Genomic DNA, 24093 nt, shown 5'->3' with positions numbered 1-24093 from the left:
TCATTGAGGCCCCGGGCCTCAATGACAACTCCACGCTACGGTCCGGCTAATCCGCCGACTTCAACTGCACCCGGCGCACACTGCGCCGCCAATCGTCGAGCGGCATCACCGTATCGTTCTGCAGATCTTCCACCAGGATCTCGCCGCCCTGGTGCGCGACGAGGAAGCTCTCGCGGCGCTGCACCGACTGCGCGCGGTTCTCCACGAAACTCATCTGAAAATACTGCTTGCCGTTGAGCGTGCGCGGCGTCGGGTCGTCTTCGATGATGGCGCCGTGCGCCTTGCCGCGCGAGCGCTTTTCGATCTCGCCCGACCAGGCCTTCACTTCCGGCAGCGCCAGCAGGGCGGCCATCGCCTGTTCCTTCGTCAGCGCGGGCGCCGGCTTGGGCTGGACGGCGGCGGGTTTCGGCGGCGCCGGCGGCGGAACTTCTTTGTCCTTGCAGCCGCCAAGAAAGGCGGCGAAGGCGGCGCAGCAGGCCAGCAGGCGAAGGGCGGGAGCGGAAAACGGGCCGCGTTGGATCATGTGGTACCTCGTGAAAGCGAGCGGCCATACTAGCCCAAGTGTGGCCGCCCGGCAATCATAGGCGGCCGGCTCAGCCCTCGCCCTCGATCTCTTCCTTCAGCGACGCCATGTCGATCACATAGCGGAAGCGTGCGTCTCCCTTTTCCACCTTTTTATAGGCGTCGTTCACCTCCTGGATGCGGATCATCTCGATCTCCGGCCCGATGCCGTGCTCTGCGCAGAAATCCAGCACTTCCTGGGTTTCAGCTAGGTTGCCGATCAGCGAACCGGCCACCGAACGGCGCTTCATGGCCAGCTGCATGTTGTCCGTCGGCGCAAGCGGCTCGAGCGCGCCGACCACGCACAGCACGCGGTCGCGCTTGAGCAGTTCGACGAAGGGATTCAGGTCGTGCTTTTCCGGCACCGTCGAGAGGATGAAGTCGAAGCTCATCGCCAGCTCCTCAAGGGCCTTCTTGTCCTTTTCCAGCACGGCCTTGAAGCCCAGCTTTTCCGCCTCCTCGATTTTCTCCTTGGTCGTTGTGAACAGCGTCACCTCGGCGCCCATCGCCCTGGCCAGCTTGGCCGCCATGTGGCCCAGACCGCCCATGCCGATCACGCCGACCTTGTCGCCGGCCTTGACGCCCCAGCGTTTCATCGGCGAATACGTGGTGACGCCGGCGCACAGGATAGGCGCCGCCACTTCCGGGCGCAGCTTCGCCGGAATCTTCAGCACGAAGTCTTCCTTCACCACCAGCAGGTTGGAATAGCCGCCGAAGGTGTTGTCGCGGCCGTAGATGTTTTCGCCGGCCTTCGATTTCGGCAGCAGGGGGCCGTTGTAGGTGGCCAGCCAGCTGTTCGGGCTCCCGCAGTAGTTCTGGTCGCCGCATTGGCACGCTTCGCACTGGCCGCAGCTGTCGATCATGCAGCCGACGCCGACCAGATCGCCCACGGAATGGCGCGTGACCGCCGATCCGGCTTTGGTGACGCGGCCGACGATCTCGTGGCCGGGCACGCAGGGATAGACGGTGTTCGACCACTCGTTCTTCACCTGGTGGATGTCCGAGTGGCAGACGCCGCAGTACAGCACCTCGATTTCGACTTCGTGCGCCCCCGCTTCCTCGCGCTCGAATACGTGGGGTTTCAGGCGGCTGAAGGAGTGCTTCGCCGCATAGCCGGTGACCTTGATCATGTTCGCTCCTCTGGAAATGGAGCGGGGACGATAGGCCTGGTGCGCGGCCGCGTCTGTTAAGTCGCGCGCCCACGGCGCGATCGGAGCGCTGCTGCAAGGTGTGCGGGCCGAATCGTGAAGGCGGGGTGCTAGACTTGGGGCGTGCCCAACCTGGAAAGAACCGATGCGCTTTACCAGGTCCGGTGCGGGGGAGGGCAGGCGGTAGCCAGCGCGGCGTATTTAAAGGAGGAGCTGGCCCGGTTCAGGGCGCGGGCGGGCAAGTAGGTCGTACCCGGCGTTCAGTCCTCCGCCTGCAAACCATTGTCCTCGCACCAGCGGCGCAGCGCGGTCCGGGTGGCATCCTCGCGAAAGCGTTCCCAGGCTTCCCCCGCGCCACGCTCTTCCAGCAGGCACGCAAAGCCCTCGATGTCCCGGTCGCTGAACAGGCCGCGCACCAGGGACTGGTCCTCGGGCAGGTGGGTAGCGGCAAAGCGCAGCACGAGCTCGTCGCCGATGCCGAGCGTGCCGGCGGGCGGCACAGTCACGTAGCGCGCGTCCTCGCCGGAGGCCGAGGGCATCGGCGCCTCCTCGTCCATGTACTCGTCGTTCAGGAGGTGGATCATGCCGGTGTCGCGCGCCACCATGGCCGTGACCGCGCCGCCGCCATCCTCGACCCTCATGGCCGCCTGTTCGAGTTCATCCAGGTTGACTGTTGACATGGCTGCTCCTGTGCGGGAAGTCGAGGCAGACAGTATGCGGCGCTTGCGCGCGACCCCTGCGCACGGTTGGACGCGGCAGGGCAGGCAGGCAGGCTTCAGCCCAGCTGCAAGCCATGCTCCGCGCACCATCCGGCCAGCACCGCGCGCGTCTGCGCCTCGCGGAAATCGTGCCAGCGGTCGGTCAGGCCGCGTTCCCCGACCAGCTCGCTGAAATGGCGGTAGGCGTCCGGGCGCCTGAACATCTGGCGCACCCGGTCGGCATCCTTTTCCATGGCGGCGTCGGCGAAATCGAACACCAGTTCGAGTCCGAGGTTCAGCGTGCGCATGTGCGGAACCGGGACGTAGCGTGGCGAGCTGTCGATATCGTCCGGCAGCGGGGCCGATTCCCCGGCGAACAGCTCCGAGCGGATATGCACCTGGCCCGTATCGAGGGACACCCAGGCTTTATCCGGGGTTCCCGATTCGGACACGATCAACACGGCGTCTTCGAGGTCGTCTGCGTCTACTGTAGGCATTGCATTCTCCAAAAGTAAAAAAGCCTGCAAGGCGAACCTTGCAGGCTTGATTTTGCACAGGGTGCCGGCGAACCGGCGCTCCCCTGGGCGGACCGGCAATTACATCATGCCGTCCATACCGCCCATGCCGCCCATGCCACCCATACCGCCCATGCCGCCGGCTGGCTTGTCTTCAGCCAGTTCCGACACCATGCAGTCGGTGGTCAGCATCAGGCCGGCGATCGACGCTGCGTTCTGCAGGGCCGAACGGGTGACCTTGGCTGGGTCCAGCACGCCCATTTCGACCATGTCGCCATAGGTGCCGTTGGCGGCGTTGTAGCCGTAGTTGCCCTGGCCGGCCAGGACGCCTGCGACGACGACCGATGCTTCTTCGCCGGCGTTCTGGACGATCATGCGCAGCGGCTCTTCCATGGCGCGCAGGACGATCTTGATGCCGGCTTCCTGGTCAGGATTGTCGCCTTGCACTTGCAGGTTGGCGCGGGCACGCAGCAGGGCGACGCCGCCGCCTGGCACGATGCCTTCTTCAACGGCTGCGCGGGTAGCGTGCAGCGCGTCTTCCACGCGGGCTTTCTTTTCCTTCATTTCGACTTCGGTGGCAGCGCCGACCTTGATCACGGCAACGCCGCCGGCCAGTTTGGCCACGCGCTCTTGCAGCTTCTCGCGGTCGTAGTCCGAGGTCGCTTCTTCGATCTGGATGCGCACTTGCTTGACGCGTGCTTCGATCGATTCCGCGGCGCCGGCGCCGTCGATGATGATGGTGTTTTCCTTGCCGACTTCGACGCGCTTGGCCTGGCCCAGTTCAGCCAGGGTGACCTTTTCCAGGGTCAGGCCGACTTCTTCGGCGATCACCTGGCCGCCGGTCAGGACAGCGATGTCTTCCAGCATGGCCTTGCGACGGTCGCCGAAGCCTGGGGCTTTCACAGCAACGGTCTTCAGGATGCCGCGGATGTTGTTGACGACCAGGGTCGCCAGCGCTTCGCCTTCGATGTCTTCGGCGATGATCACCAGCGGACGGCCGGCCTTGGCAACCTGCTCCAGCACCGGCAGCAGGTCACGGATGTTCGAGATCTTCTTGTCGCACAGCAGGACGAACGGATTGTCGTGGATGGCGACTTGCTTGTCCGGGTTGTTGATGAAGTAAGGCGACAGGTAGCCGCGGTCGAACTGCATGCCTTCGACGATGTCGAGTTCGTCGTTCAGCGACTTGCCGTCTTCGACGGTGATGACGCCTTCCTTGCCGACCTTTTCCATCGCTTCAGCGATGCGCTCGCCGATCGAGTAGTCCGAGTTCGCGGAGATGGCGCCGACTTGCGCGATTTCCTTCGAGGTGGTGCATGGCTTGGCGATCTTGGCCAGCTCTTCGACGGTGGCTGCAACAGCCTTGTCGATGCCGCGCTTCAGGTCCATCGGGTTCATGCCGGCGGCAACGAACTTCATGCCTTCGCGCACGATGGCTTGTGCCAGCACGGTCGCGGTGGTGGTGCCGTCGCCGGCGTTGTCGCTGGTTTTAGAGGCGACTTCCTTGACCATCTGCGCGCCCATGTTCATGAGCTTGTCTTTGAGTTCGATCTCTTTCGCGACCGAGACGCCGTCCTTGGTGACGGTCGGGGCGCCGAACGAGCGGTCCAGCACGACGTTGCGGCCTTTCGGGCCCAGGGTGACCTTGACTGCGTTGGCGAGGATGTTGACGCCTTCAACCATCTTGGCGCGCGCTGCGTCGCCGAAAATTACTTCTTTAGCTGCCATTTTGTATTTCTCCGTTTATTCGGTAGATGTTCTGGGGGAGGATTACTTGACCAGCACGGCCATGATGTCTTCTTCGCGCATCACCAGCAGTTCCTGGCCGTCGACCTTGACGGTCTGGCCCGAATACTTGCCGAACAGGACGCGGTCGCCAACCTGGACTTCCAGTGCACGCAGCTGACCGTTGTCCTGGACTTTGCCATTGCCGACGGCGAGGATCTCGCCCTGGTCCGGCTTCTCGGCGGCTGCATCAGGGATGATCAGGCCGGAGGCAGTCTTGGTTTCCTGGTCGAGACGCTTCACGATAACGCGATCGTGCAGAGGGCGAAGGTTCATGCAAAACTCCTTATTCAGTGGTTTGGACTAGCTTTTGTTTGCGTTGTGGCCACATCGCGACGTGCGCTGCGGCTTGAAAGAGTTGTTAGCACTCTCTACTAACGAGTGCTAATTATAGGGACGACATCTGCCTATTTCAAGACGCCATGTTGCTTATTTAACTGTTGCCGTTTGCGTCAGCTCAAGCGCGACTGGCTTGCCGAGTGACCATGGCGCAGGCACAAAGCGGAGAGACTAGCACCGAAGGGAGAAGGCTTGACGCACCGTTGGCTGGGAATTGATCGCGATCAAAATGTTTGACGAAATCTTCAGAGGGATGCAAATTGCATAAGGAAGATGCGTGTGTCCGGGCAAGCTCACGCGAGCCGAGGGCCTGCTGCATCGTACGCTATCATGTTGACTGTCCAACCAGAACGGACCTATAGTTACGAATGATTTCCGAATTCCAAGACCTATCCGACAAAATCGAGCAGCTTGCAGCGCTGGTCGGGACGCTGCGCAACGAGAATGCGCAGTTGCTTCAGACTAACGTGCTGCTCAACGAAGTGAACACGGCGCTCGTCGAGCGCCTGGTCGAGGCCCAGAACCGCATCGAGGCGGTCATCGCGCAATTGCCCGCGCCTGAGAGCGATGAGGCCGGCGATGCCGAAGCCGATGGCGCAGAAGACGACGAACCCATGCACACCGAGGCCGCCCGATGATCTACCTTGACGTCACGATCATGGGCCAGCCCTACCGCCTGGCCTGCAAGGAAGGCGAGCAGGCCACGCTGCGCGACGCCGTGCGCTACCTCGACGGCAAGATGATCGCGCTGCGCGACTCCGGCAAGGTGAAGGGCAACGACCGCATCGCCGTCATGGCCGCGCTCAGCGTCGCTGCGGAATTCCTGTCGGTCAAGTCGCCGCAAGGTCCGCTGTCGGACATGACGATGCTGGAAGTCAAGCAAAAAATCGAGGCGATGCACACCGTGCTCGACGCTGCCCTCGCACCGCAACAAAATCCGTCCTGACCGGTCAAATTCGTTTGACATGCCGGTTCAAGCGAGTAAACTGCGAGGCACCCTGCGGTGTTCGAGATTGCCATATATTCCTTGAACCATTTACATGCATAGGTTGCGGGATATGTTCGGTGGGCGTGAGCGTCGCTAGTTCGACGAACCCGAAATTGAATTGACTGTGACCACCTTGAGCCATCAGGTTCGGGATGCCGGCAAAAAACGGCACAGGCGGGGCTCTATTCCACAAAAGCGGTTGCGGCCATCGGCACGCAGCCGTTTTTTTATGCGCGCACGCTTTTCGGCGGTGCCCGCGGTTTTTAAACATTGGAGCAGGATCGATGCCTTACTGGTTGATGAAATCCGAGCCGGATGAAGTCAGTTTCGACGACGTTCGCGCCGCGCCCGGGCAGACCGTGGCCTGGTTCGGCGTGCGCAATTATCAGGCGCGTAATTTCATGCGCGATGCAATGCAGGTCGGCGACGGCATCCTGTTTTATCACTCCAGTTGCGCCGTTCCCGGTGTCGCCGGCATTGCGGAAGTGGCCAGCACGCCGTATCCGGACGCCACCCAGTTCGATAGCGCCGGCAAATACTTCGACCCGAAAGCGACGCGCGAACAACCGCGCTGGATTTCCGTGGACGTGCGCGCAAAAGAGCAGGGCCGCTATTTGCCGCTGGCGGAAATGCGCACGGTTCCCGAACTCGAAGACATGGTATTGCTCCAGAAAGGCAGCCGACTTTCCATTTCGCCCGTCACGCCGGGACAATGGAAGCGCATTCTCCAGCTGCTGCGCGATCCGGGCTGAATCGCCCGCACCATCTCCTCGTCAGCGCTGGGCCGGCGCCTGCCTGATCAGGCCCTCGAGCCGCGCGGTCGGCGCCGGCGTCATTTTTTCGGCGGACGAGCGCAGGCAGGCGACGACTTCCGCGCGCACGGCCTCGCGCTCGGCCACGTTGCAGATCAGCGCGAGCTCGACCAGGAAAGCGCGTTCCGGTTCCGGCATGCTCTCGATGGCGGGCCAGACGACGGCGAGCCGGTCGAGCGTCTTGTCCGCATGCGTCTTGAGCATGTAGCGGGCGCCGAAGAAGCCGAAGATCGCCAGCACGACGATCGGAACGATCAGGAAGAGCAGGCTGGGGGATTTGGGTGTGGATGTGGACATGGCCTGCATGATACCGGACGCGGCGCGGAGAAGCGGGTCCGCACCCTCATTCGGCGGCCGGGCGGCCCCTGGCCTTGCCCGCCTTGGCCGTGTCGCTTTCCGCCTGCAGCTCCTTGTTGAGGAAGTAGTTCAGGGCGGTCCGGATCACGGCGATGGCCGCCAGCTTGCCGATCCGGTCCCAGGTCGGCGCGACCGAAGTCGACAGGATGTCGGCGGCCAGCTGCAGTTCGAGGGCCAGCGTCAGGTGCCGCGCGAACGACAGCCTGATCGGGATGAAGCTGCCGCCCCGGTCGAACAGCATGTGGCGCAGCAGCGCGACGATGACTACCACGACGCCGGCGGCAATGACGAGCGCACCCAGCGCTTCGACGAGCAGCCTAAGCCATTCCACGGACGAGCGCACGCTTTCTTCGACCTGTTCGAACAAGAACGCCTCCTGTATTCGTACCCGGTTCCAGACTAGCACGACAGCGGAGATGGCCGTCGCAGCCATCGGCGGCGACCGCGCCGAAATCGCTTGCAATAGTTAGATGATTAGCTAATAATCGTTTCATGAGCACCGTATTCAAAGCCTTGTCCGATCCGACCCGCCGTAAAGTCCTGCAGCTGCTGCAAGCCGGACCCATCGGCGCGGGAGAACTCGCGGAGATGTTCGACGTCTCCAAGCCCACCATGTCGGCCCATTTCGCCGTGCTGGTGGGCGCCGGGCTGATCGAGGCCGAGAAGCAGGGGCGCAACGTTACTTACCGCCTGAAATTGTCGGTGCTGGAAGAAGCGTTGCTGGGTTTTGCGCAGGCGTTTGGTTTGCAGGTCACGCGGCCGGAAGACGGCCATTCCGAAGTCGAATCGAAACAGGAGAAACCATGAAGGCTCACCCACTGGGGCGCGCGCTTGCCGGCGCCGCGTTCATCCTCGCCGCCTCCGCCGTCCTGCGCTGGGCCACGCCCGGCTACCTGGACGAGGAGACGGGGCAGCGCCTGACCGGGGTGCTGCTGGGCTTTGTCGTCGTGGTGTATGCGAACGCCATCCCGAAATCCCTGGTCGCGCTGGCGCGGCTGCGCTGCTCGCCGGCGCAGGAGCAGGCGGCGCGCCGCTTTGCCGGCTGGAGCCTGGTGCTGGGCGGCCTCGGCTACATGGCGGCGGCCCTGGCCGCGCCGCTGGAGACGATGCACCTGGTGGGCGGCGCCATCCTGGCCGTGGCGCTGGCGGCGGCGGTCCTGCGCTGCATGCGCAGCGGCGGCGCCGTACAAGGTTAAGGAGCGGGCCATGTTCGCAATGCTGATGGGCCTGAAGGGAATCGCGCCGCGCGAGCTGCACGAACGCATGGGGCAGGGTGGCATCACCGTGCTCGACATGAACGCGCGCCATGCCTGGCTGCAGGCGCGCGTGCCGGGCGCGCTCAACCTGGCGCCGGATTTCGACGCGGCGCTGCTGCCGGCCGAACGCGCCACGCCGCTCGTGTTCTACTGCTCGAACCCGCTGTGCAGGAAGGCGCCGAATGCGGCGCGCCGCGCCGAAAAGCTGGGCTATACGGATGTGCGCGTGATGTCGGCCGGGATCAGCGGCTGGCTCGGGGCGCGCCTGCCGGTCGAGAGCGGTGCCTGACGAGCCAGCGGCACGCGCTGCGCGCTTCGACTTTTCACCGGCCATCGACTAGACTCTGTTCCTCATCCGTTTCGAGGTAAGCGCTTTGTCGATGGCATCCTGTCCCCTGTCCAGCACGTCCGTCCACCTCTTCGCCAGGGAGGGCGCATGGACCCCTTGCTGATCCTGGCCCTGCTGGCCATGGGCGCCTTTGGCGGTTTCGCCGCCGGGCTGCTCGGCATCGGCGGCGGCATGGTGCTGGTGCCTTTCATTACCATGATTTTCACGGCGCGCGGCGTGCCGGACGCGCTGGTGGTGCACATGGCGATCGCGACCTCGCTCGCCACCATCATGTTCACCTCGCTGTCCTCGGTGCGCGCCCACCACAAGCATGGGGCGGTGCTCTGGCATGTCGTAAAACTGCTGGCGCCGGGAATCGTGGTCGGCTCCATGATCGGGCCGTGGATCGGCAAGCAGATGAATTCCTCGGCGCTGGCTTTCTTCTTCGGCATCTTCGTCGCCTTCTCCGCTACGCAAATGCTGGTCAACAAGAAGCCGGCGGCGGCGCGCGACTTGCCGGGCACGCCGGGCATGTTCGCCACGGGCGGCCTGATCGGCATCCTGTCCGGGCTGGTGGGGGCGGGCGGCGGCTTCATCTCCGTTCCCTTCATGACCTGGTGTAACGTGCGCATCCACAATGCGGTGGCCACCAGCGCCGCGCTCGGGTTCCCGATCGCGCTGGCCGGCACCCTGGCCAACATCTTCTATGGCTGGGGCGAGCCGGGACTGCCGGAGTATTCGCTCGGCTTCATCTACGTGCCGGCCCTGTTGATCATCGTGGCGGCCAGCATGACCATGGCGCCGCTGGGGGCGCGCACCGCGCACCGGATGGAGGTGCGCCAGCTGCAGAAGGTGTTTGCGGTGATCCTGTATGCGCTGGCCGCCTACATGTTCTGGAAGGCGGCGCAGTAAGAGCGCCTAACAAAACCGCCATGGCTGCGTTGCAGCGTCTCGCCGTACACGCGTACTGTCTTCGACGCCGCGCCTTGCCCTGACGGTTTTGTTAGGCGCTCTTAAGGCAGGCGCGTCAGCCCGCCGCCGCCAGCACGGCCGCGCCGTCGGCGGCCAGCGTGGACAGCGCGAAGCAGCGCCGGCCCGCGCTTTTTGCGGCATACAAGGCCTTGTCCGCTTCGCTGCCGAGGACCGAGGCATCGACCGGGAAGCTGTCCGTGTAGGCGACGCCGATGCTGGTCGTGACCATCCGTTCGCCCGCTTCCAGCACGAAGGGATGCTCGAAGGCCTTCAGGATCTTGCTGGCGACCAGCGTGGCCTCGTCGGGCGACTTCAGGCCTTCGAGGATGACGGTGAACTCGTCGCCCGCCAGGCGGCAGGCCGTGTCGGTCATGCGCACCGCGCCCTTGATGCGCCGGGCGAATTCGTGCAGGACCGCGTCGCCCGCGGCATGGCCGAGGGTATCGTTGACCTGCTTGAAATGGTCGACGTCGAGGAACATCAGGGCGATGCCCTGGGCATTGCGCTGGGCGCGCTGCAGCGCCACTTCCAGCCGTTCCTGGTAGGCGCGGCGGTTCGGCAGGCCGGTCAGGGCGTCGACGCGCGCCAGCTTGTCGAGCTCCTCGGCATGCAGCCGGGCGGCGGACACGTCGGTGCCGAGCACGTAGACGCCGTTGAAGACGCCGAAGTGGATGTCGGGGATGCGCGTGATCTCGACCGTGCGCAGCCCGTCCCGCAGCGGCAGCGACCTTTCGAAACGCACCGTCTCGCCGGCCCGGTTGCGCTCCTGCAGCGACTGGTGCTGCTCGGCATAGAAGACGTCGCCCATGACTTCCCTGACGGTGCGGCCCAGGATGTCCTGCGGCGCCAGCCCGAACCATTCCTGGTAGGTGGCGTTCGCGAACGTGTAGCGCTCGCCGGCGTCGATGTAGCCGATCAGCACCGGCAGGTTGTTCGTGATCGTGCGCAGGCTGCGTTCGCTCGCTTCCAGGCGGCGTGCCGACTCCTTCAGCGCCGTCACATCCTTGAGCGTGATGACGGCCCCGATGCCGGCGCCGTCCTTCGCATGCAACGCGCGGCCGCTGGCCAGCACGATGCGCGGCGCGGCGCCCGGCGGCTTGATCGTCATCTCGGTGTTTTCGATCAGTTCGCCATGCAGGGCGCGGTACAGCGGGACCTGCTCCGGCGCCATCAGGGTTTCGCCGTCGGCATGGAACAGGCGGTAATGCTCGGCCCACTGCCCGGGAGGAACCGGAGCGACTGTCAAGCCGACGATCTCGCGGGCCGCGTCATTGAACATCGTCAGATCACCAGACTGCGAGCAGACCACCACGCCGACGTCGATTGAATCGAGCACGGCATTGAGCAGCTCGCGCTCGCGGGCAAGTTCGTCCTCGATCCCCTTGCGTACCGAGATGTCCTGGATGAAGGTGCCGAAGAAGTGGGTGTCACCCGCATTGATCAAGCCGATGGTCATCTCGACCGGGAACTCCTCGCCGTTGCGGCGCAAGGCAAACAGCTGGAGGCGCTTGCCGACCACGCCCGAGCTGCCGCTGACCGAGTAACGCTGCATACCGGCTTCGTGCGCATCGCGGAAGCGCGGCGGGATGATGGTCTCGGTGACCGTGCGCCCGACGACTTCCTCGCGGGTCCAGCCGAAGATCTCCTGCGCGCGCGGGTTCCAGTCCGTGATACGACCCTGGGCGTCGACGCCCACGAAGGCGTCGAGCGCCGTGTCGATGATGGCCTTGACCCGGCGTTCGCCCTTGCGCGTTTCTTCGGCCGCGCGATGGAGTTCCGTCGTGCGCTCGGCAACGCGCGTCTCCAGGCTCGCGTTCAGTTCGCGCAGGCCCTGTTCGTTGGCCAGCAGTTTCGAGAGCAGCGCATCGAGCGTGCTGTGCAGGATCTGGACTTCGGCCAGGCGGCTGTCGATCGGCGGGATGTCGCGGGCATGGCCGGCGCGCAGCGCTTCGGCGTGGTGCGTGATCCTGACCAGGGGTTTGGTGATGTTGCGCGAGAAGAGCCAGACCAGCAGCGACACCAGCCCCGCCGCGAGCAAGCCCCCCCAGAGGATCTTGTCGCGCAGCGCGTCGACCGGTGCGAATGCCGCGGCCAGCGGCTGGCGCACGACGACGACCCAGCCCAATCCCGGGTAGGAATCGTAGCCGTTGCTGTGGCTGTAGCCGACCAGGTAGCGCTTGCCGTCCGGCCAGGTTTCGATGACGGAACCGTTCTTGCCGCCCGCAGCGCGCAGGAAGCTTTCCTGGCGCAGGGTCTGGTCCGCATATTCCTTCGGGCCCAGCAGCACCACGCCGTTCCGGCTCAGGATGAGGGTGTCGACCGCCTTGCGTTCGGCCAGCGGACGCAGCACCGAGCGCTCGATGTCCGCCGCCCAATGCCAGCTCAGGTGGGTGCTGAAGACGCCGGCGATAACCCCATTCGGGTCGCGGTAGGGGAAGGCGATGTCGAAGAAACGCTTGGGTTCGCCGCGTGGATTGGGCAGCAGCTTGGCCAGCAGCACCGCCTCGTGTACGTCGTGCAGGTGAACGCCGTCGTAGGCGGCCGCGAACCAGGGGCGGGCCGATACGTCCTTGCCCTCCAGCAGGCCCTTGGTCGCGATCTTGACGGTGCCGCGGTTGTCGGTCAGGCCGATCCACGCGTAATACGGATGGGTGCTCTGCATGCTCTCGAGCACTGCGCGCTTGGCTTCGACCGGCACGGCGGGATTCGTGATTTCATAGCGTTCGGCCATGAGCTGCACTTCGCGATAGCGTTCGTACATGCCGCGGTCGAGCTTGTCTGTGGTCTGGAAGGCCAGCTCCGCCAGGTCCCGCCCAATATCCGTCTCGGCCTGTTTCGTCATCGTGTAGCCGACCAGCTGCAAAGTGACAAAGGTGAGCAGCAGCATGATCGCCGCCGATACCCCGGCAAGGGACGCGGCCAATCCGATACGGCGAAGACGTTGATCAGAAGACATTGATGTTAGGTATGGGCAAGAATGATGCGGCGCAACAGCTTATCACGAGCGTGACGCCGTATTTCAGCGCCGCCGACTTGTCGCCGGAATAGGAGGAAGGCCGCGCCACTCTGTGGCGCGAATTCGACAGTTTTACCTGTCAATGCAGCGCTAGGCGCGCAGCGGCTGCTTGCCCTCGCGCGAATACGCCCAGCCCAGCATGGCCAGCGCCGCGACGATCATCGGCAGCGACAGCACCTGGCCCGAGGTGATCGGCAGGCCGGCCACCGTCGTTTGCCAGTCCGGCACGCGGAAGTATTCGGTGAAGAAGCGGGCGCAGCCGTAGAGCAGGGTGAACATCGCGCCGACCGCCAGGCGGGGGCGTGCCTTGCGCGCGAAGGGCCACAGGATCAGGAACACGAGGATGCCGTCGACCAGCATCTGGTACAGCGGCGACGGGTGGCGCAGGCCTTCGATGAAGACCGGCGGGACGCGCCAGCCGTCGGCGGGCCAGGCCATCGCCCACGGCAGGCTCGGGTCGGCGATGCGGCCCGGCAGTTCGTGGTTGATGAAGTTGCCCAGGCGGCCGGCGGCATAGCCTAGCGGCACCATCGGGGCGATGAAATCCCAGACGTCGAGCACGTTGCGCTTGGCCTTGCGCGCCCACAGCGACATGGCGATCAGCACGCCCAGGAAGCCGCCGTGGAAGGACATGCCGCCCTGCCAGATTTTAAAAATCTCGATCGGGTTGGCGAAGAAATGGGCCGGCTGGTAGAACAGCACCTCGCCCAGGCGGCCGCCGACGACGACCCCGAGCATGCCGTAGAACAGCATGTCGTCCAGGTCTTCGTTCTTCCAGCCCTGGGCCGCGATATGCGGCTGCTTGATGCGCACGCGGCCCAGCAGCAGGAACAGCGCGAACGCGACCACGTACATCAGGCCGTACCAGTGAATGGCGACCGGGCCGATCGAAAAGGCGACCGGGTCGGGATTCGGGTGTACCAGCATTGTTTATTTCCTCAGTAATTCCAAAAAGCCGCGCAGCACGGGCGACGGGTTGTCGCGCCGCCAGCAAACGCCCAGTTCGACCAGCGGCGTCGGGCCTGCAAGGGCACGGTATTCTACGCCGGGACGCATCAGGTTCGACACGGATTGTGGCACAAGTGCCAAGCCCATGCCTGCAGAGACCAGGCTGACGATGGTCTGCATCTGGATCGCTTCCTGGCCGATGACGGGCACGATGCCGGCGTCGTGGAAGCAGCTGAGGATGGCGTCATGCAGGCCGGGTGCGCTCTTGCGCGGGAAAATGATGAGGGGGAGGGGAGGAAGCGCACCGAGCGCCACCGGGCCGTCGGCATCGATCAGCCCCGCGGGCGCGCACAGCACCAGCGGCTCTTCCAGCAGGCGCAGGTAGTCGAGGGAGGCCTGCGCCTTGTCGGGCAGCGGCGCGATCACGAGGCCGGCGTCGATGCGTTCGTGCTGCAGATCGTCGATCTGCAGGTCGGTGGTCGCTTCCTGCAGCACCAGCTGGACGCCGGGGAAGGCGGCGCTGTAGTCGCGCAGTAGCGGCGGCAGCACGCTGTAGTCGGCCGGCGTCACGAAAGAGAGGGCCAGCCTGCCCGCCTCGCCGGCCGCGGCGCGGCGCACCAGTTCCGGCAAGCCGCCCGCCGCTTCCAGCAGGCGGCGCGCTTCAGGCAGCAGGGCGCTGCCGGCCGGCGTCAGTTCGACCTGGCGCCGGCTGCGCAGGAACAGCGGCGCACCCAGCGCCTCCTCGAAGGCGGCGATCGTCTGCGACAGGGGCGGCTGGGTCATGTGCAGGCGCTCGGCGGCGCGCCCGAAATGCAGCTCTTCGGCGACGGTAACGAAATAGCGCAGCTGGCGCAGTTCAAGGTTCATCGATATGCGTTTCCATGGATAAGGGGTGGATCGATATGCGCAGCATATCAGAGCCCGGCATATCTTCCATTTGACGCCCGCCATCGTTCACGGCATGCTGGAACGATTCCCCTCCAGGAGTCCATCATGGCCAACCCGCCGCGCTACAACCGCCGCTCGCGCAACGTCACCGAGGGCGTCGCCCGCAGCCCCAACCGTTCGATGTACTACGCGATGGGCTACACCGAGGACGATTTCGGCAAGCCGATGATCGGCGTCGCCAACGGCCACTCGACCATCACCCCCTGCAACTCGGGCCTGCAAAAGCTGGCCGACATCGCGATTGCCACGGTCAGGCAGGCCGGCGCCAACCCGCAGGTGTTCGGCACCCCGACCATTTCCGACGGCATGTCGATGGGCACCGAAGGCATGAAGTTTTCGCTGATCTCGCGCGAGGTCATCGCCGACTGCATCGAAACCTGCGTCAACGGCCAGTGGATGGACGGCGTGGTCGTGATCGGCGGCTGCGACAAGAACATGCCGGGCGGGATGATCGCCCTGGCGCGCGCCAACGTGCCCGGCATTTATGTCTACGGCGGCACGATCAAGCCGGGCAACTGGAAGGGCAAGGACCTGACCATCGTGTCGGCCTTCGAGGCGGTCGGGGAGTTCACGGCCGGGCGCATGAGCCAGGAGGATTTCGACGGCATCGAACGCAACGCCTGCCCCTCGTCCGGCTCCTGCGGCGGCATGTACACGGCCAACACCATGTCGTCCTCGTTCGAGGCGCTCGGCATGTCGCTGCTGTACTCGTCGACGATGGCCAACCCGGACGAGGAAAAGGTGGCCTCCTGCGCCGAGTCGGCCCGCGTGCTGGTCGAGGCGGTGAAACGCGACCTCAAGCCGCGCGACATCATCACCCGCGCCTCCATCGAGAATGCCGTCTCCCTGATCATGGCTACCGGCGGTTCGACCAACGCCGTGCTGCACTACCTCGCCATCGCCCACGCGGCCGAGGTCGAATGGACGCTCGACGATTTCGAGCGCGTGCGGCGCAAGGTGCCCGTCATCTGCAACCTGAAACCCTCGGGCCAGTACGTGGCGACCGACCTGCACCGGGCCGGCGGCGTGCCGCAGGTGATGAAGCTGCTGCTGGACGCCGGCCTGATCGATGGCAGCTGCATCACGATTACCGGGCGCACGCTGGCCGAGGAACTGGCCGACGTACCCTCGACCCCGCCGGCGGGGCAGGACGTGATCCACACGATAGACCAGGCCTTGTACGCCCAGGGCCACCTGGCGGTGCTGAAGGGGAATCTGTCGCCGGAAGGCTGCGTGGCCAAGATCACCGGCCTGAAAAATCCTGCGATCACCGGACCGGCGCGCGTGTTCGACGACGAGTATTCGGCGATGGACGCGATCATGGCCAAGCGCATCCTGCCCGGCGACGTGCTGGTGCTGCGCTACCTCGGCCCGAAGGGCGGCCCCGGCATGCCGGAAATGCTGGCCCCGACCGGCGCCCTGATCGGCCAGGGCCTGGGCGAATCGGTCGGCCTGATCACGGACGGACGCTTCTCGGGCGGCACCTGGGGCATGGTGGTCGGGCACGTGTCGCCGGAAGCCTTCGAGGGCGGCACCATCGCGCTGGTGGAGGAGGGCGATTCGGTGACGATCGACGCCAACGCCTTATTGATTCAACTGAACCTGCCCGACGAGGAAATCGCTCGCCGCCGCGCCGCCTGGACCCGGCCAGCGCCGCGTTACACGCGCGGCGTGCTGGCCAAGTTCGCGGCACTGGCGTCGAGCGCGAGCAAGGGCGCGGTGACAGGGTGATGGATTCGTAGGGTGGACCGCTCCGCCGTCCACGCGTTCAACCAGCAGATGAAACGTCGCGACGCATCACGCAGCGGTTGAACGCGTGGACGGGAGACCCGTCCACCCTACGTACATGGCCGCCGTCAGGCGGCCACACCCGGCACCGGCAAAGGCTCCGGCTCCGACCCGTGCGGCTGCCGCAGCGGGATGCGCACCAGGAACTCGCTGCCGCGGCCGGCGCCTTCGCTGCGCACCTCGACCGTCCCCTGGTGCAGGGAGACGATCTCGCGCACCACCGCCAGGCCGATCCCGAGGCCCGACCCGCGCGCGGCGCCCGTGCCGGCCTGGGTGAACACGTCGAAGATGCGCGGCAGCAGTTCGGGGCTGATGCCCTGGCCGTTGTCCTTGATGTTGCAGATGAAATGGGTCTGGTCGGCCGTGGCCGTGACCCAGACCGTGCCGCCCGCGGACGTGTACTTGACGGCATTGTTGATCAGGTTGACGAACACTTGCAGCAGGCGCCGCGAATCGACCTCGATCTCGAGCGGCAGGGGCGGCAGCACCGGAATCAGGGTCTGCTTCTTGGTCTGGGCGCCCGTGCGGCAGCTGTCGATGGCCTCGTGCAGGCAGTCCTGCAGCAGGACCCGCTCGTAGGCGATGCTCATCTTGCCGGTCTGGACCCGCGTCAGGTCGACCAGGTCTTCGACCAGTTTCTCGAGGAAGCCGATCTGGCGGTCCATGATCTGGATCGGCTGGGCCTGGCGCGGGTCGCCGCCGGGGAGGCGCTTCATCAGCTCCAGGCCGGTTTTCAGGGGCGCGAGCGGGTTGCGCATTTCGTGGGCGATGGTGCCGATGAAGACGTTCTTTTCGTTTTCCTGGACGCTGCAGTCCTGCAGCACGTTCTCCAGGTATTTCATGCGCGCGCGCAGGTGGGTGGCGTCGCGGAAGATTTTCATGAAGCGGGGCTGGGTGCCGGGTGCGCCCGGCATCAGGATCGACACGCCGCTCGACCACAGGCGCGAACCGTCCTTGCGCATGTGCCAGCGTTCGTCCTCGGCGACGCCGACGATGCGCGCCGTGTCCGCCTCGTGTTCGTCGAGCTTGCGGGCGCGGTCTTCGGGTACGAACAGCATGGCCGTCGGCTGGCCCAGCACCTCGTCGGCAGTCCAGCCGGTAAGGTGGAAGGCGCCCTCGTTCCAGCCGCTGATGCGGTAGTCGTGCTCGTAGAACATGATGCCGTACTGCCGCGTTTCGCGCAGCATCAGCTCGGTGAAGGCAGCCGCCTGTGCGGCGCTCCAGTGACTGTTCGGCCCATGCTCCATACGTTTCCTCGACCCAGATGACTATCCATTCTAGCGCGGAGGGCGGAACGGGGGCCTCACGGTTGAGCTGCTGAGCAAACGCGGCGCCCGGGAGTGGGCGTGACGGCGGGCAGGAGGGGAATTACTTGCGCTTGTCGAATGTATTCTTGACGCGTGCCTGGCGGCGCTTTTCGTCTTCGTTGTGGGCTTTTTTCTTGTCCCAGCCAAGCAGCTTTTCGATATATTCGAACCAGACGAAGGCGAACACCATCAGGCCGACGATCCACCACCAGGACAACTCGGCGAAGCGCCAGACTTCGAAAAAGCGCAGGACGACCAGCGCGGCAATCAACAGGATCAAGGGCATGTTTTTCTCCAGAACCCGGCCATCTTACGGATTTTTTAGTGCTCTGTGGCAAAATAACGCTTGGGATCGACACGGAGTGGCGCTGCCGCAACCAGAAAACGTAAGCGACGTTACAGAGTGTGACCGCCGACTGCCGGCGCCCCGAAACGCGGTAGAATGCAATCATTACTTTTGGAGAAGTCAGATGAAACGGTCTTTGATCTTGTGTGGTGTCTTGTCGGTTCTTGCATCCTCGAGTGCGTTCGCGCAGGCCGACCTCGCCAAAGCCAAGAATTGCATGGCCTGCCATGCCGTAGCGAATAAAGTCGTCGGTCCTGCCTACAAGGACGTGGCCGCCAAGTACGCCGGCCAGAAGGGCGCGGAAGACAAGCTGGTGGCGAAAGTCATGAAGGGCGGCGCGGGCGCCTGGGGTTCGGTGCCGATGCCGGCCAATCCGCAGGTGAGCGAAGCGGATGCGCGCAGCCTGGTTAAGTGGATCCTGGCCACTAAATAAACCACGAGCGCCTGACAAACTCACATGGCGGCGTTGCACCGTCTCGCCGTACCAACGTACTGTCTTCGACGCTGCGCCTTGCCCTGTGAGCTTGTCAGGCGCTCGTAACTGCAGCAAGAAATGTCAAAAGCGCGCCGGCCCGAGCCGAGCGCGCTTTTTTTATGCCCTCATGATCAGCGAATCACATCGATCCTGGTGCGCTTGCCGCCCTTGTAGGTGTACAGGGTCAGCGCGCCATTGTTGATGTCGCCGGAAGCGTCGAAGGCGATCGGGCCGGTGACGCCCTTGTAGTTGATCTTCTTGAGCTCGGGCAGGTACTTCATCGGCTCGGCCGATTTCGCCGCCTGCATGGCCGCCGCCATCACCATCACCGCATCGTAGACATAGGGCGCATACAGCTGGACGTCCTGCCCGGTCTTCTGCTTGAAGCGGGCGCGGAAGTCGGCCATGGCTTTCTCCTGCTCGGCCCCGGCCACGCCGCCGGCTTCCGCGCAGATCACCTTGCCCTCGCCGACGGCGTCGCCCGCCAGCCGGCCCAGGGCTTCGGTGCAGATCCCGTCGCCGCCCATGAAGCGGGCGTTGATGCCGAGCGCCTTCATCTGCTTGAGCATGGGGCCGCCCACCGAATCCATGCCGCCGAAGAAGACCAGGTCGGGCTTCTTGGAGCGGATCGAGGTCAGGATGGCCGTGTAGTCGGTCGCGCTGGCGCTGGTGAATTCCTTGCCGACGATGCGCACGCCCGGCCCCTTGGCCCCCTTCAGGAACTCGGCGGCCACGCCTTGGCCGTAGGTGGTGCGGTCGTCGATGACGGCGATGTTCTTCACCTTCAGCGTGTCGATGGCGTACTTGCCGAGGGTGCCGCCGAGCTTGGCGTCGTTCGCCACCACCCGGAAGGCGCCGGGGAAGCGCTGTTTCGTGTACTGGGTGGCGGTGGTGGCCGGCGAAATCTGCGGGATGCCGGCGTCGTTGTAGATCTTCGAGGCGGGTACCGAGGTGCCGGAATTGAGGTGGCCGATCACGCCTTTCACCTTGGCGTCGACCAGTTTCTGGGCGACGGCCGTGCCCTGCTTGGGATCGGAGGCGTCGTCCTCGGAGAGCAGCTGCAGCGTCACCTTCTGGCCGTTGATGGTGAAGCCCTTGGCGTTGAGTTCGTCGACCGCCATGCGCGCGGCCAGCTCGTTGTCCTTGCCGAGGTGGGCGTTGGGACCGGAAACCGGGGCGACGTGGCCGATCTTCACGACTTGCTGGGCCTGGACGGCCCCGGTCACGCACAAGGTCACCGCGAGGAATAGGGGCTTGATGGTCATGCGTTCTCCATTGGATGGTGGAGGCGACCGCCCGATGAACCGCCGGCGTGCGCCGTGTTGCGATTTATAGCAGGGCAAAGGTACAACAAAATTCCGTCCGGCGAAAGCGCTAAAGCGGAGGTATGCAGGAGGCCTACTTTTGCACGGCCGCGATCTGCTGCGCCACCATCTGCTCGACCGCCTGGCGCAGGCCGATGTGGATCTGGTCGCCCGCGGAGGCGAGGGCGTTGCGCACGATGGCGTCGAGCTGGGGCTGGAGCTGGGCGACGATGCGCTCGGCGATGCGGCGCTCGAGGGCGTCCCAGTCGGGTTCGGGGGCGGGGGCCGGGACAGGCTCGGCGGGCGCCGCCTCGGCAGGAACCGGCTCGGCGGCAGCCAGCTCGGCGGCGGGCTCGAGCTCGGCAGGCATGGGCTCCAGCACCACTTCAGTCAACACGGGAATGCTGCTGTCAAATGCCGGATTCTGGTTCATGACTGGCCTGCGACGAAGTGGGTCAGGGGATAGGATTGCTTCTTGTAGGCGACGTAGCGCTGGCGCCCGGCGGCGGCGTCCGCCTCGTCCGTGGAGATGATCTCGAACACCCGCGCGAACTGGGCGAACGTACTGGGCGTGCGGCGCGTCAGGTTGACCAGCATGTCGTGGTGCGGCAGGGCCGCCTCTTCGCTGCTGGTGACGATGATCGGCGTTTCCGGCGCCAGCGGGTCGTCCGCCAGCACATGGGGCAGGAAATCGGTGTCGGACAGCGTCCACAGGGCGTCGTTCAGCGCCGCGGCCTGGGCGTCGTCCTCGGCCAGCAGCACGACTTTCGCCTTGGCCGCATAGGCCTTGCGCGCCAGGCGGCAGGCGTAGGCGAGCTTGTCGGGGATATTGGTGTGGAAGTCGATCCGGGTCATGGTGACGGATTGTAAACCGGAGCGCTGCGGTTTGGTGGGTTTGGGAGCGTCCCGGCGCGAAAGGCCGGGACGCGGGTTGTTTCAGATCAGATCAGATCAGATCAGGAGCCGCTCATGCCGCTGTGGCGCAGCAGGGCGTCGATCGAGGGTTCGCGGCCGCGGAAGGCCTTGAACGATTCCAGCGCCGGGCGCGAGCCGCCCATCGCCAGGATCTCGCGCTGGAAGCGCCGTCCGGTCTCCGCCGACAGTTCGCCGCCGCCGGCTTCGAGCGCTTCCTCGAAGGCCGCATACGCGTCCGCCGACAGCACTTCCGCCCACTTGTAGCTGTAGTAGCCGGCCGCGTAACCACCCGCGAAGATGTGGCCGAACGAGTGTTGGAAGCGGTTGAAGGACGGCGGGATCATCACCGAGAACTTGCTGCGCACGTCGTCAATCAGTTCCTGCACGGTCCGCTGGCTGCCTGGGTCGAAGTCGTAGTGCAGGTGCATGTCGATCAGCGAGAACTCGACCTGGCGCAGGGTCTGCATGCCGGACTGGAAGTTCTTCGCCGCCAGCATTTTGTCGTACAGCGCGCGCGGCAACGGCTCGCCGGTCTTGAAGTGGGCGGTCATGCCTTGCAGCACGTCCCACTCCCAGCAGAAGTTTTCCATGAACTGGGACGGCAGCTCGACCGCATCCCATTCCACGCCCGAGATGCCCGATACCGACAATTCCTCGACTTCGGTCAGCATGTGGTGCAGGCCGTGGCCGAATTCGTGGAACAGGGTCGTCACTTCGTCGTGCGTGAACAGCGAAGGCTGCAGCTTGCCGTCGACAGTCGCCGGCGGGGTGAAGTTGCAGGTGAGGTAGGCAACCGGGGTCTGCACGATGCCGCCCGTCGTCATACGGCGGCCGCGCGCATCGTCCATCCAGGCGCCCTGGCCCTTGCCGGCGCGCGCGTACAGGTCGAAATAGAACTGGCCGACCAGTTCTCCGTCGCGCTCGATGCGGTAGAAGCGCACGTCCGGATGCCAGACCGGGGCCGTGTCCGGCTTGATCTGTACCGAGAACAGGCTTTGGACGACCTTGAACAGGCCTTCGATCACCTTCGGCTCGGGGAAGTACTCCTTGACTTCCTGCGCCGAGAAGGCATAGCGCTTTTCGCGCAGCTTTTCCGAGGAGTAGGCAACGTCCCAGGCCTGCATGTCGTCGATGCCGAGTTCGTCTTTCGCAAAGGCGCGCAGTTCAGCCAGGTCCTTCTCGGCGAACGGACGGGCGCGCTTGGCCAGGTCTTCAAGGAATTGAATGACGTGTTCCGGGCTCTCGGCCATCTTCGGCACCAGCGACACTTCGGCGAAGTTGCGGTAGTCGAGCAGCTTGGCTTCCTCGTCGCGCAGCTTCAGGAGGGTGGCGATGTTGGACGTGTTGTCCCACTTCTCCAGCTCGGAAAAGACGCTGCCCATTTCCGAGGCCTTGGTGGCGCTGGCGCGGTAGATCGTCTCGCGCAATTTGCGGCTGTCGGCGAACTGCAGCAGCGGGAAGTAGGACGGGAAGTGCAGGGTGAACTGCCAGCCGGTCTTGCCCGCGGCCTCGGCGGCCGCGCGGGCGGCGGCTTTCGCGTCCTCGGGCAGGCCGGCCAGTTCCGCTTCGTCTTCGACCAGCAGCTTGTAGTCGTTGGTGGCGTCGAGCACGTTTTCCGAGAAGCGCGTCGAGGTGGCGGCGTGCTGCTCCTGGATGGCGGCGAAGCGTTCCTTTTTATCGGCCGGCAGCTCGGCGCCGCCCAGGCGGAAGTCGCGCAGGGCGTTCTCGACGATGCGCTTGCGGGCCGGGCTCAGGCTGTCGTATTCGGCGCCGGCGCGGATGGCCTTGTACTTGTCGAACAGCACTTCGTTCTGGCCGAGGGTGGTCCAGAACTCGGTGACCTTCGGCTGGTTTTCGTTGTAGGTGGCGCGCAGCTCGGGCGTATCGGCCACGTGGTTCAGGTGGTTGACGATGCCCCAGGCGCGGCCCAGGCGTTCGGTCGCTTCCTCGAGCGGCACCACGAAATTGTCCCAAGTCACGGACTCGGTCGGCGCTTCGAGCCTGGCCACCACCTCGGTGGCCTCCTTGATCAGCTGTTCGATGGCCGGGGTGACGTGTTCCGGGCGGAACAGGTCGAAGCGCGGCAGGCCGGAAAAATCGAGGAGGGAATTGCTGGTGTCAATGCTCATGGTGTTCCTTTCAAGGTGCCGGCATCGACCTTCTCGATCGACGCCGGTCGCTCATTCACTTCATCAAGCGATGCCCGCCTTCGGGACCATTCCTGCCGGCGGGGCAAGGCGTTCCTGGTTCTTGCCGAGCACGCGTTCCGCGGACTCGACGGTATTCATCAACAGCATCGTGATCGTCATCGGGCCGACGCCGCCCGGCACCGGGGTGATGTGCGAGGCGACTTCGCGCACGCCGGCGAAGTCGACGTCGCCGCACAGCTTGCCGGCGTCGTCGCGGTTCATGCCGACGTCGATCACGATGGCGCCCGGCTTGACCATGTCGGCGGTGACGGTGTTGCGGCGGCCGACGGCGGCCACGACTACGTCGGCCTGGCGCGTGTAGACGCCCAGGTCCGGCGTCGCGCTATGGCATATGGTCACGGTAGCGTTGGCTTGCAAGAGCAGCAGCGCCATCGGCTTGCCGACGGTGTTCGAGCGGCCGATGACGACGGCATGCTTGCCGCGCAGGTCGACGCCGGTCGATTCGATCAGCTTCATGCAGCCGTAGGGCGTGCAGGGGCGGAAGCCCGGCAGGTTGGCGACCAGTTCGCCGGCCGACAGCACCGAGTAGCCATCGACGTCCTTGGAAGTCGCGATCGCCTCGATCACCTTGTTCGGGCTGATGTGGCGCGGCAGGGGCATCTGCACCAGGATGCCGTGGATCGAAGGGTCTTCGTTCAGAGCTTCGATGCGGGCCAGCAGGGCGGCTTCGGTCAGGTCGGCATCGTATTTTTCGAGTACCGAGTGGAAACCGACGTCGCCGCAGGCCTTGACCTTGTTGCGCACATAGACCTGGCTGGCCGGGTCTTCGCCGACCAGGATCACGGCCAGCCCCGGCTGCTGGCCGGCCGCGGTGAGTTTGGCCGCGCGCTCGGCGATTTCGGCACGCAGTTGCTGGGAAAGTTGGACTCCGTCGATCAGTTGGGCAGGCATGGTGGGGCTCATCACTGGACAAAGATGAAATTATACGGCGCGCGCAGGTATCGCGCGCCGCGCTCCGTGGTTCGTTGTCATATTTACAGATGGGGCCGGGGTAGCAACCAGAAGTATTCGAGCCCACCCCACAACATCCAATTCGCATACCTAATTCCATATTATGAAATGAAATATCGTAATTTG

At 64.8% G+C, this 24093-nt stretch carries 27 protein-coding genes and 1 other RNA gene; 10 read left to right on the top strand and 18 right to left on the bottom strand.

The features are described 5' to 3' along the window. Positions 1-46 precede the first annotated feature (46 nt). From ACWCIA_RS04205 to groES, 6 genes are all read right to left on the bottom strand, one after another. Positions 47-523 carry a hypothetical protein gene (locus ACWCIA_RS04205; RefSeq protein ID WP_454161243.1) on the bottom strand — a complete coding sequence of 159 codons (477 nt, stop codon included), beginning with the start codon at positions 521-523 and terminating at the stop codon, positions 47-49. A 70-nt stretch (positions 524-593) separates the two neighbouring features. Next, entirely contained in the window at positions 594-1691 is a 1098-nt protein-coding gene (locus tag ACWCIA_RS04200) for an NAD(P)-dependent alcohol dehydrogenase (RefSeq protein ID WP_454161242.1), read from the bottom strand. Between the two features lie 278 nt (positions 1692-1969). Next, positions 1970-2389, bottom strand: coding sequence for a hypothetical protein (locus ACWCIA_RS04195; RefSeq protein WP_454161240.1), 420 nt, complete (start codon positions 2387-2389; stop codon positions 1970-1972). Positions 2390-2484: 95 nt separating this feature from the next. Further along, entirely contained in the window at positions 2485-2904 is a 420-nt protein-coding gene (locus tag ACWCIA_RS04190; protein WP_454161239.1) for a hypothetical protein, read from the bottom strand. 99 nt (positions 2905-3003) lie between these two features. Continuing rightward, positions 3004-4650, bottom strand: a complete 1647-nt coding sequence (groL, locus tag ACWCIA_RS04185) for a chaperonin GroEL (protein ID WP_454161238.1) — start codon at positions 4648-4650, stop codon at positions 3004-3006. 42 nt (positions 4651-4692) lie between these two features. Then, the gene (gene groES / locus ACWCIA_RS04180; protein ID WP_379720400.1) at positions 4693-4983 is read right to left on the bottom strand and encodes a co-chaperone GroES; all 291 of its coding nucleotides are present in this window, start codon (positions 4981-4983) and stop codon (positions 4693-4695) included. Between the two features lie 431 nt (positions 4984-5414). Here groES and ACWCIA_RS04175 point away from each other — a divergent pair, with 431 nt between their 5' ends. The 4 genes from ACWCIA_RS04175 to ACWCIA_RS04160 all read left to right on the top strand — a co-directional run bounded on the left by ACWCIA_RS04175 (position 5415) and on the right by ACWCIA_RS04160 (position 6786). Further along, on the top strand, positions 5415-5684 hold the full coding sequence (locus tag ACWCIA_RS04175) for a hypothetical protein (protein ID WP_454161236.1): 270 nt from the start codon (positions 5415-5417) through the stop codon (positions 5682-5684). Beyond that, positions 5681-5992 (top strand): cell division protein ZapA, encoded by a 312-nt coding sequence (locus ACWCIA_RS04170; protein WP_454161234.1) that lies wholly within the window; start codon positions 5681-5683, stop codon positions 5990-5992. The genes ACWCIA_RS04175 and ACWCIA_RS04170 overlap by 4 nt, the downstream gene beginning before the upstream one ends. A 46-nt stretch (positions 5993-6038) precedes the next feature. Continuing rightward, a non-coding RNA gene (ssrS, locus tag ACWCIA_RS04165) (6S RNA) lies at positions 6039-6219 on the top strand. 99 nt (positions 6220-6318) lie between these two features. Then, complete coding sequence (locus ACWCIA_RS04160) at positions 6319-6786, top strand: EVE domain-containing protein (RefSeq protein ID WP_454161233.1); 468 nt, start codon at positions 6319-6321, stop codon at positions 6784-6786. Between the two features lie 21 nt (positions 6787-6807). On the opposite strand, the gene ACWCIA_RS04155 is transcribed toward ACWCIA_RS04160, so the two are convergent. After that, positions 6808-7143 carry a hypothetical protein gene (locus ACWCIA_RS04155; protein ID WP_454161231.1) on the bottom strand — a complete coding sequence of 112 codons (336 nt, stop codon included), beginning with the start codon at positions 7141-7143 and terminating at the stop codon, positions 6808-6810. Between the two features lie 46 nt (positions 7144-7189). Beyond that, positions 7190-7570, bottom strand: coding sequence for a DUF1622 domain-containing protein (locus tag ACWCIA_RS04150; protein WP_454161229.1), 381 nt, complete (start codon positions 7568-7570; stop codon positions 7190-7192). Between the two features lie 125 nt (positions 7571-7695). Here ACWCIA_RS04150 and ACWCIA_RS04145 point away from each other — a divergent pair, with 125 nt between their 5' ends. From ACWCIA_RS04145 to ACWCIA_RS04130, 4 genes are all read left to right on the top strand, one after another. Next, on the top strand, positions 7696-8010 hold the full coding sequence (locus tag ACWCIA_RS04145; protein ID WP_454161227.1) for a metalloregulator ArsR/SmtB family transcription factor: 315 nt from the start codon (positions 7696-7698) through the stop codon (positions 8008-8010). Next, entirely contained in the window at positions 8007-8399 is a 393-nt protein-coding gene (locus ACWCIA_RS04140) for a hypothetical protein (protein WP_454161226.1), read from the top strand. Before ACWCIA_RS04145 ends, ACWCIA_RS04140 begins: the two co-directional genes overlap by 4 nt. Before the next feature lie 10 nt (positions 8400-8409). Then, positions 8410-8748, top strand: a complete 339-nt coding sequence (locus tag ACWCIA_RS04135) for a rhodanese-like domain-containing protein (protein ID WP_454161224.1) — start codon at positions 8410-8412, stop codon at positions 8746-8748. A 147-nt stretch (positions 8749-8895) separates the two neighbouring features. Next, the gene (locus tag ACWCIA_RS04130) at positions 8896-9699 is read left to right on the top strand and encodes a sulfite exporter TauE/SafE family protein (protein ID WP_454161222.1); all 804 of its coding nucleotides are present in this window, start codon (positions 8896-8898) and stop codon (positions 9697-9699) included. A gap of 115 nt (positions 9700-9814) precedes the next feature. Here the strand turns inward: ACWCIA_RS04130 and ACWCIA_RS04125 are convergent, their stop codons facing one another. From ACWCIA_RS04125 to ACWCIA_RS04115, 3 genes are all read right to left on the bottom strand, one after another. Beyond that, a complete protein-coding gene (locus ACWCIA_RS04125) occupies positions 9815-12646 on the bottom strand; it encodes a diguanylate cyclase domain-containing protein (protein ID WP_454161220.1) in 2832 nt (943 codons plus the stop codon). Between the two features lie 219 nt (positions 12647-12865). Beyond that, positions 12866-13702 carry a prolipoprotein diacylglyceryl transferase gene (gene lgt / locus ACWCIA_RS04120; RefSeq protein ID WP_454161219.1) on the bottom strand — a complete coding sequence of 279 codons (837 nt, stop codon included), beginning with the start codon at positions 13700-13702 and terminating at the stop codon, positions 12866-12868. A gap of 3 nt (positions 13703-13705) precedes the next feature. Further along, the gene (locus ACWCIA_RS04115; protein ID WP_454161217.1) at positions 13706-14590 is read right to left on the bottom strand and encodes a LysR family transcriptional regulator; all 885 of its coding nucleotides are present in this window, start codon (positions 14588-14590) and stop codon (positions 13706-13708) included. A 126-nt stretch (positions 14591-14716) separates the two neighbouring features. Here ACWCIA_RS04115 and ilvD point away from each other — a divergent pair, with 126 nt between their 5' ends. Continuing rightward, positions 14717-16402: a dihydroxy-acid dehydratase gene (gene ilvD, locus ACWCIA_RS04110; protein WP_454161215.1), complete on the top strand. Its 1686-nt coding sequence runs from the start codon at positions 14717-14719 to the stop codon at positions 16400-16402. Positions 16403-16527: 125 nt separating this feature from the next. Here the strand turns inward: ilvD and ACWCIA_RS04105 are convergent, their stop codons facing one another. After that, the gene (locus ACWCIA_RS04105) at positions 16528-17706 is read right to left on the bottom strand and encodes an ATP-binding protein (protein ID WP_454161214.1); all 1179 of its coding nucleotides are present in this window, start codon (positions 17704-17706) and stop codon (positions 16528-16530) included. 121 nt (positions 17707-17827) lie between these two features. Beyond that, complete coding sequence (locus ACWCIA_RS04100; RefSeq protein WP_454161212.1) at positions 17828-18052, bottom strand: TIGR04438 family Trp-rich protein; 225 nt, start codon at positions 18050-18052, stop codon at positions 17828-17830. A gap of 184 nt (positions 18053-18236) precedes the next feature. Here ACWCIA_RS04100 and ACWCIA_RS04095 point away from each other — a divergent pair, with 184 nt between their 5' ends. Continuing rightward, positions 18237-18545 carry a c-type cytochrome gene (locus ACWCIA_RS04095; RefSeq protein WP_454161210.1) on the top strand — a complete coding sequence of 103 codons (309 nt, stop codon included), beginning with the start codon at positions 18237-18239 and terminating at the stop codon, positions 18543-18545. Between the two features lie 173 nt (positions 18546-18718). Here ACWCIA_RS04095 and ACWCIA_RS04090 read toward each other — a convergent pair whose 3' ends face one another. From ACWCIA_RS04090 to folD, 5 genes are all read right to left on the bottom strand, one after another. After that, complete coding sequence (locus ACWCIA_RS04090; protein WP_454161208.1) at positions 18719-19852, bottom strand: branched-chain amino acid ABC transporter substrate-binding protein; 1134 nt, start codon at positions 19850-19852, stop codon at positions 18719-18721. A 133-nt stretch (positions 19853-19985) separates the two neighbouring features. Beyond that, a complete protein-coding gene (locus ACWCIA_RS04085; protein ID WP_454161206.1) occupies positions 19986-20324 on the bottom strand; it encodes a hypothetical protein in 339 nt (112 codons plus the stop codon). Then, the gene (locus ACWCIA_RS04080) at positions 20321-20746 is read right to left on the bottom strand and encodes a DNA polymerase III subunit chi (protein WP_454161204.1); all 426 of its coding nucleotides are present in this window, start codon (positions 20744-20746) and stop codon (positions 20321-20323) included. The genes ACWCIA_RS04085 and ACWCIA_RS04080 overlap by 4 nt, the downstream gene beginning before the upstream one ends. 101 nt (positions 20747-20847) lie before the next feature. Further along, complete coding sequence (locus ACWCIA_RS04075) at positions 20848-22935, bottom strand: M3 family metallopeptidase (RefSeq protein ID WP_454161202.1); 2088 nt, start codon at positions 22933-22935, stop codon at positions 20848-20850. 63 nt (positions 22936-22998) lie between these two features. Next, on the bottom strand, positions 22999-23907 hold the full coding sequence (folD, locus tag ACWCIA_RS04070) for a bifunctional methylenetetrahydrofolate dehydrogenase/methenyltetrahydrofolate cyclohydrolase FolD (protein WP_454161200.1): 909 nt from the start codon (positions 23905-23907) through the stop codon (positions 22999-23001). Between the last annotated feature and the right edge of the window lie 186 nt (positions 23908-24093).

The sequence above is a fragment of the Massilia sp. SYSU DXS3249 genome (assembly GCF_053668055.1).
This window is presented reverse-complemented; position numbering and strand designations above follow the sequence as displayed.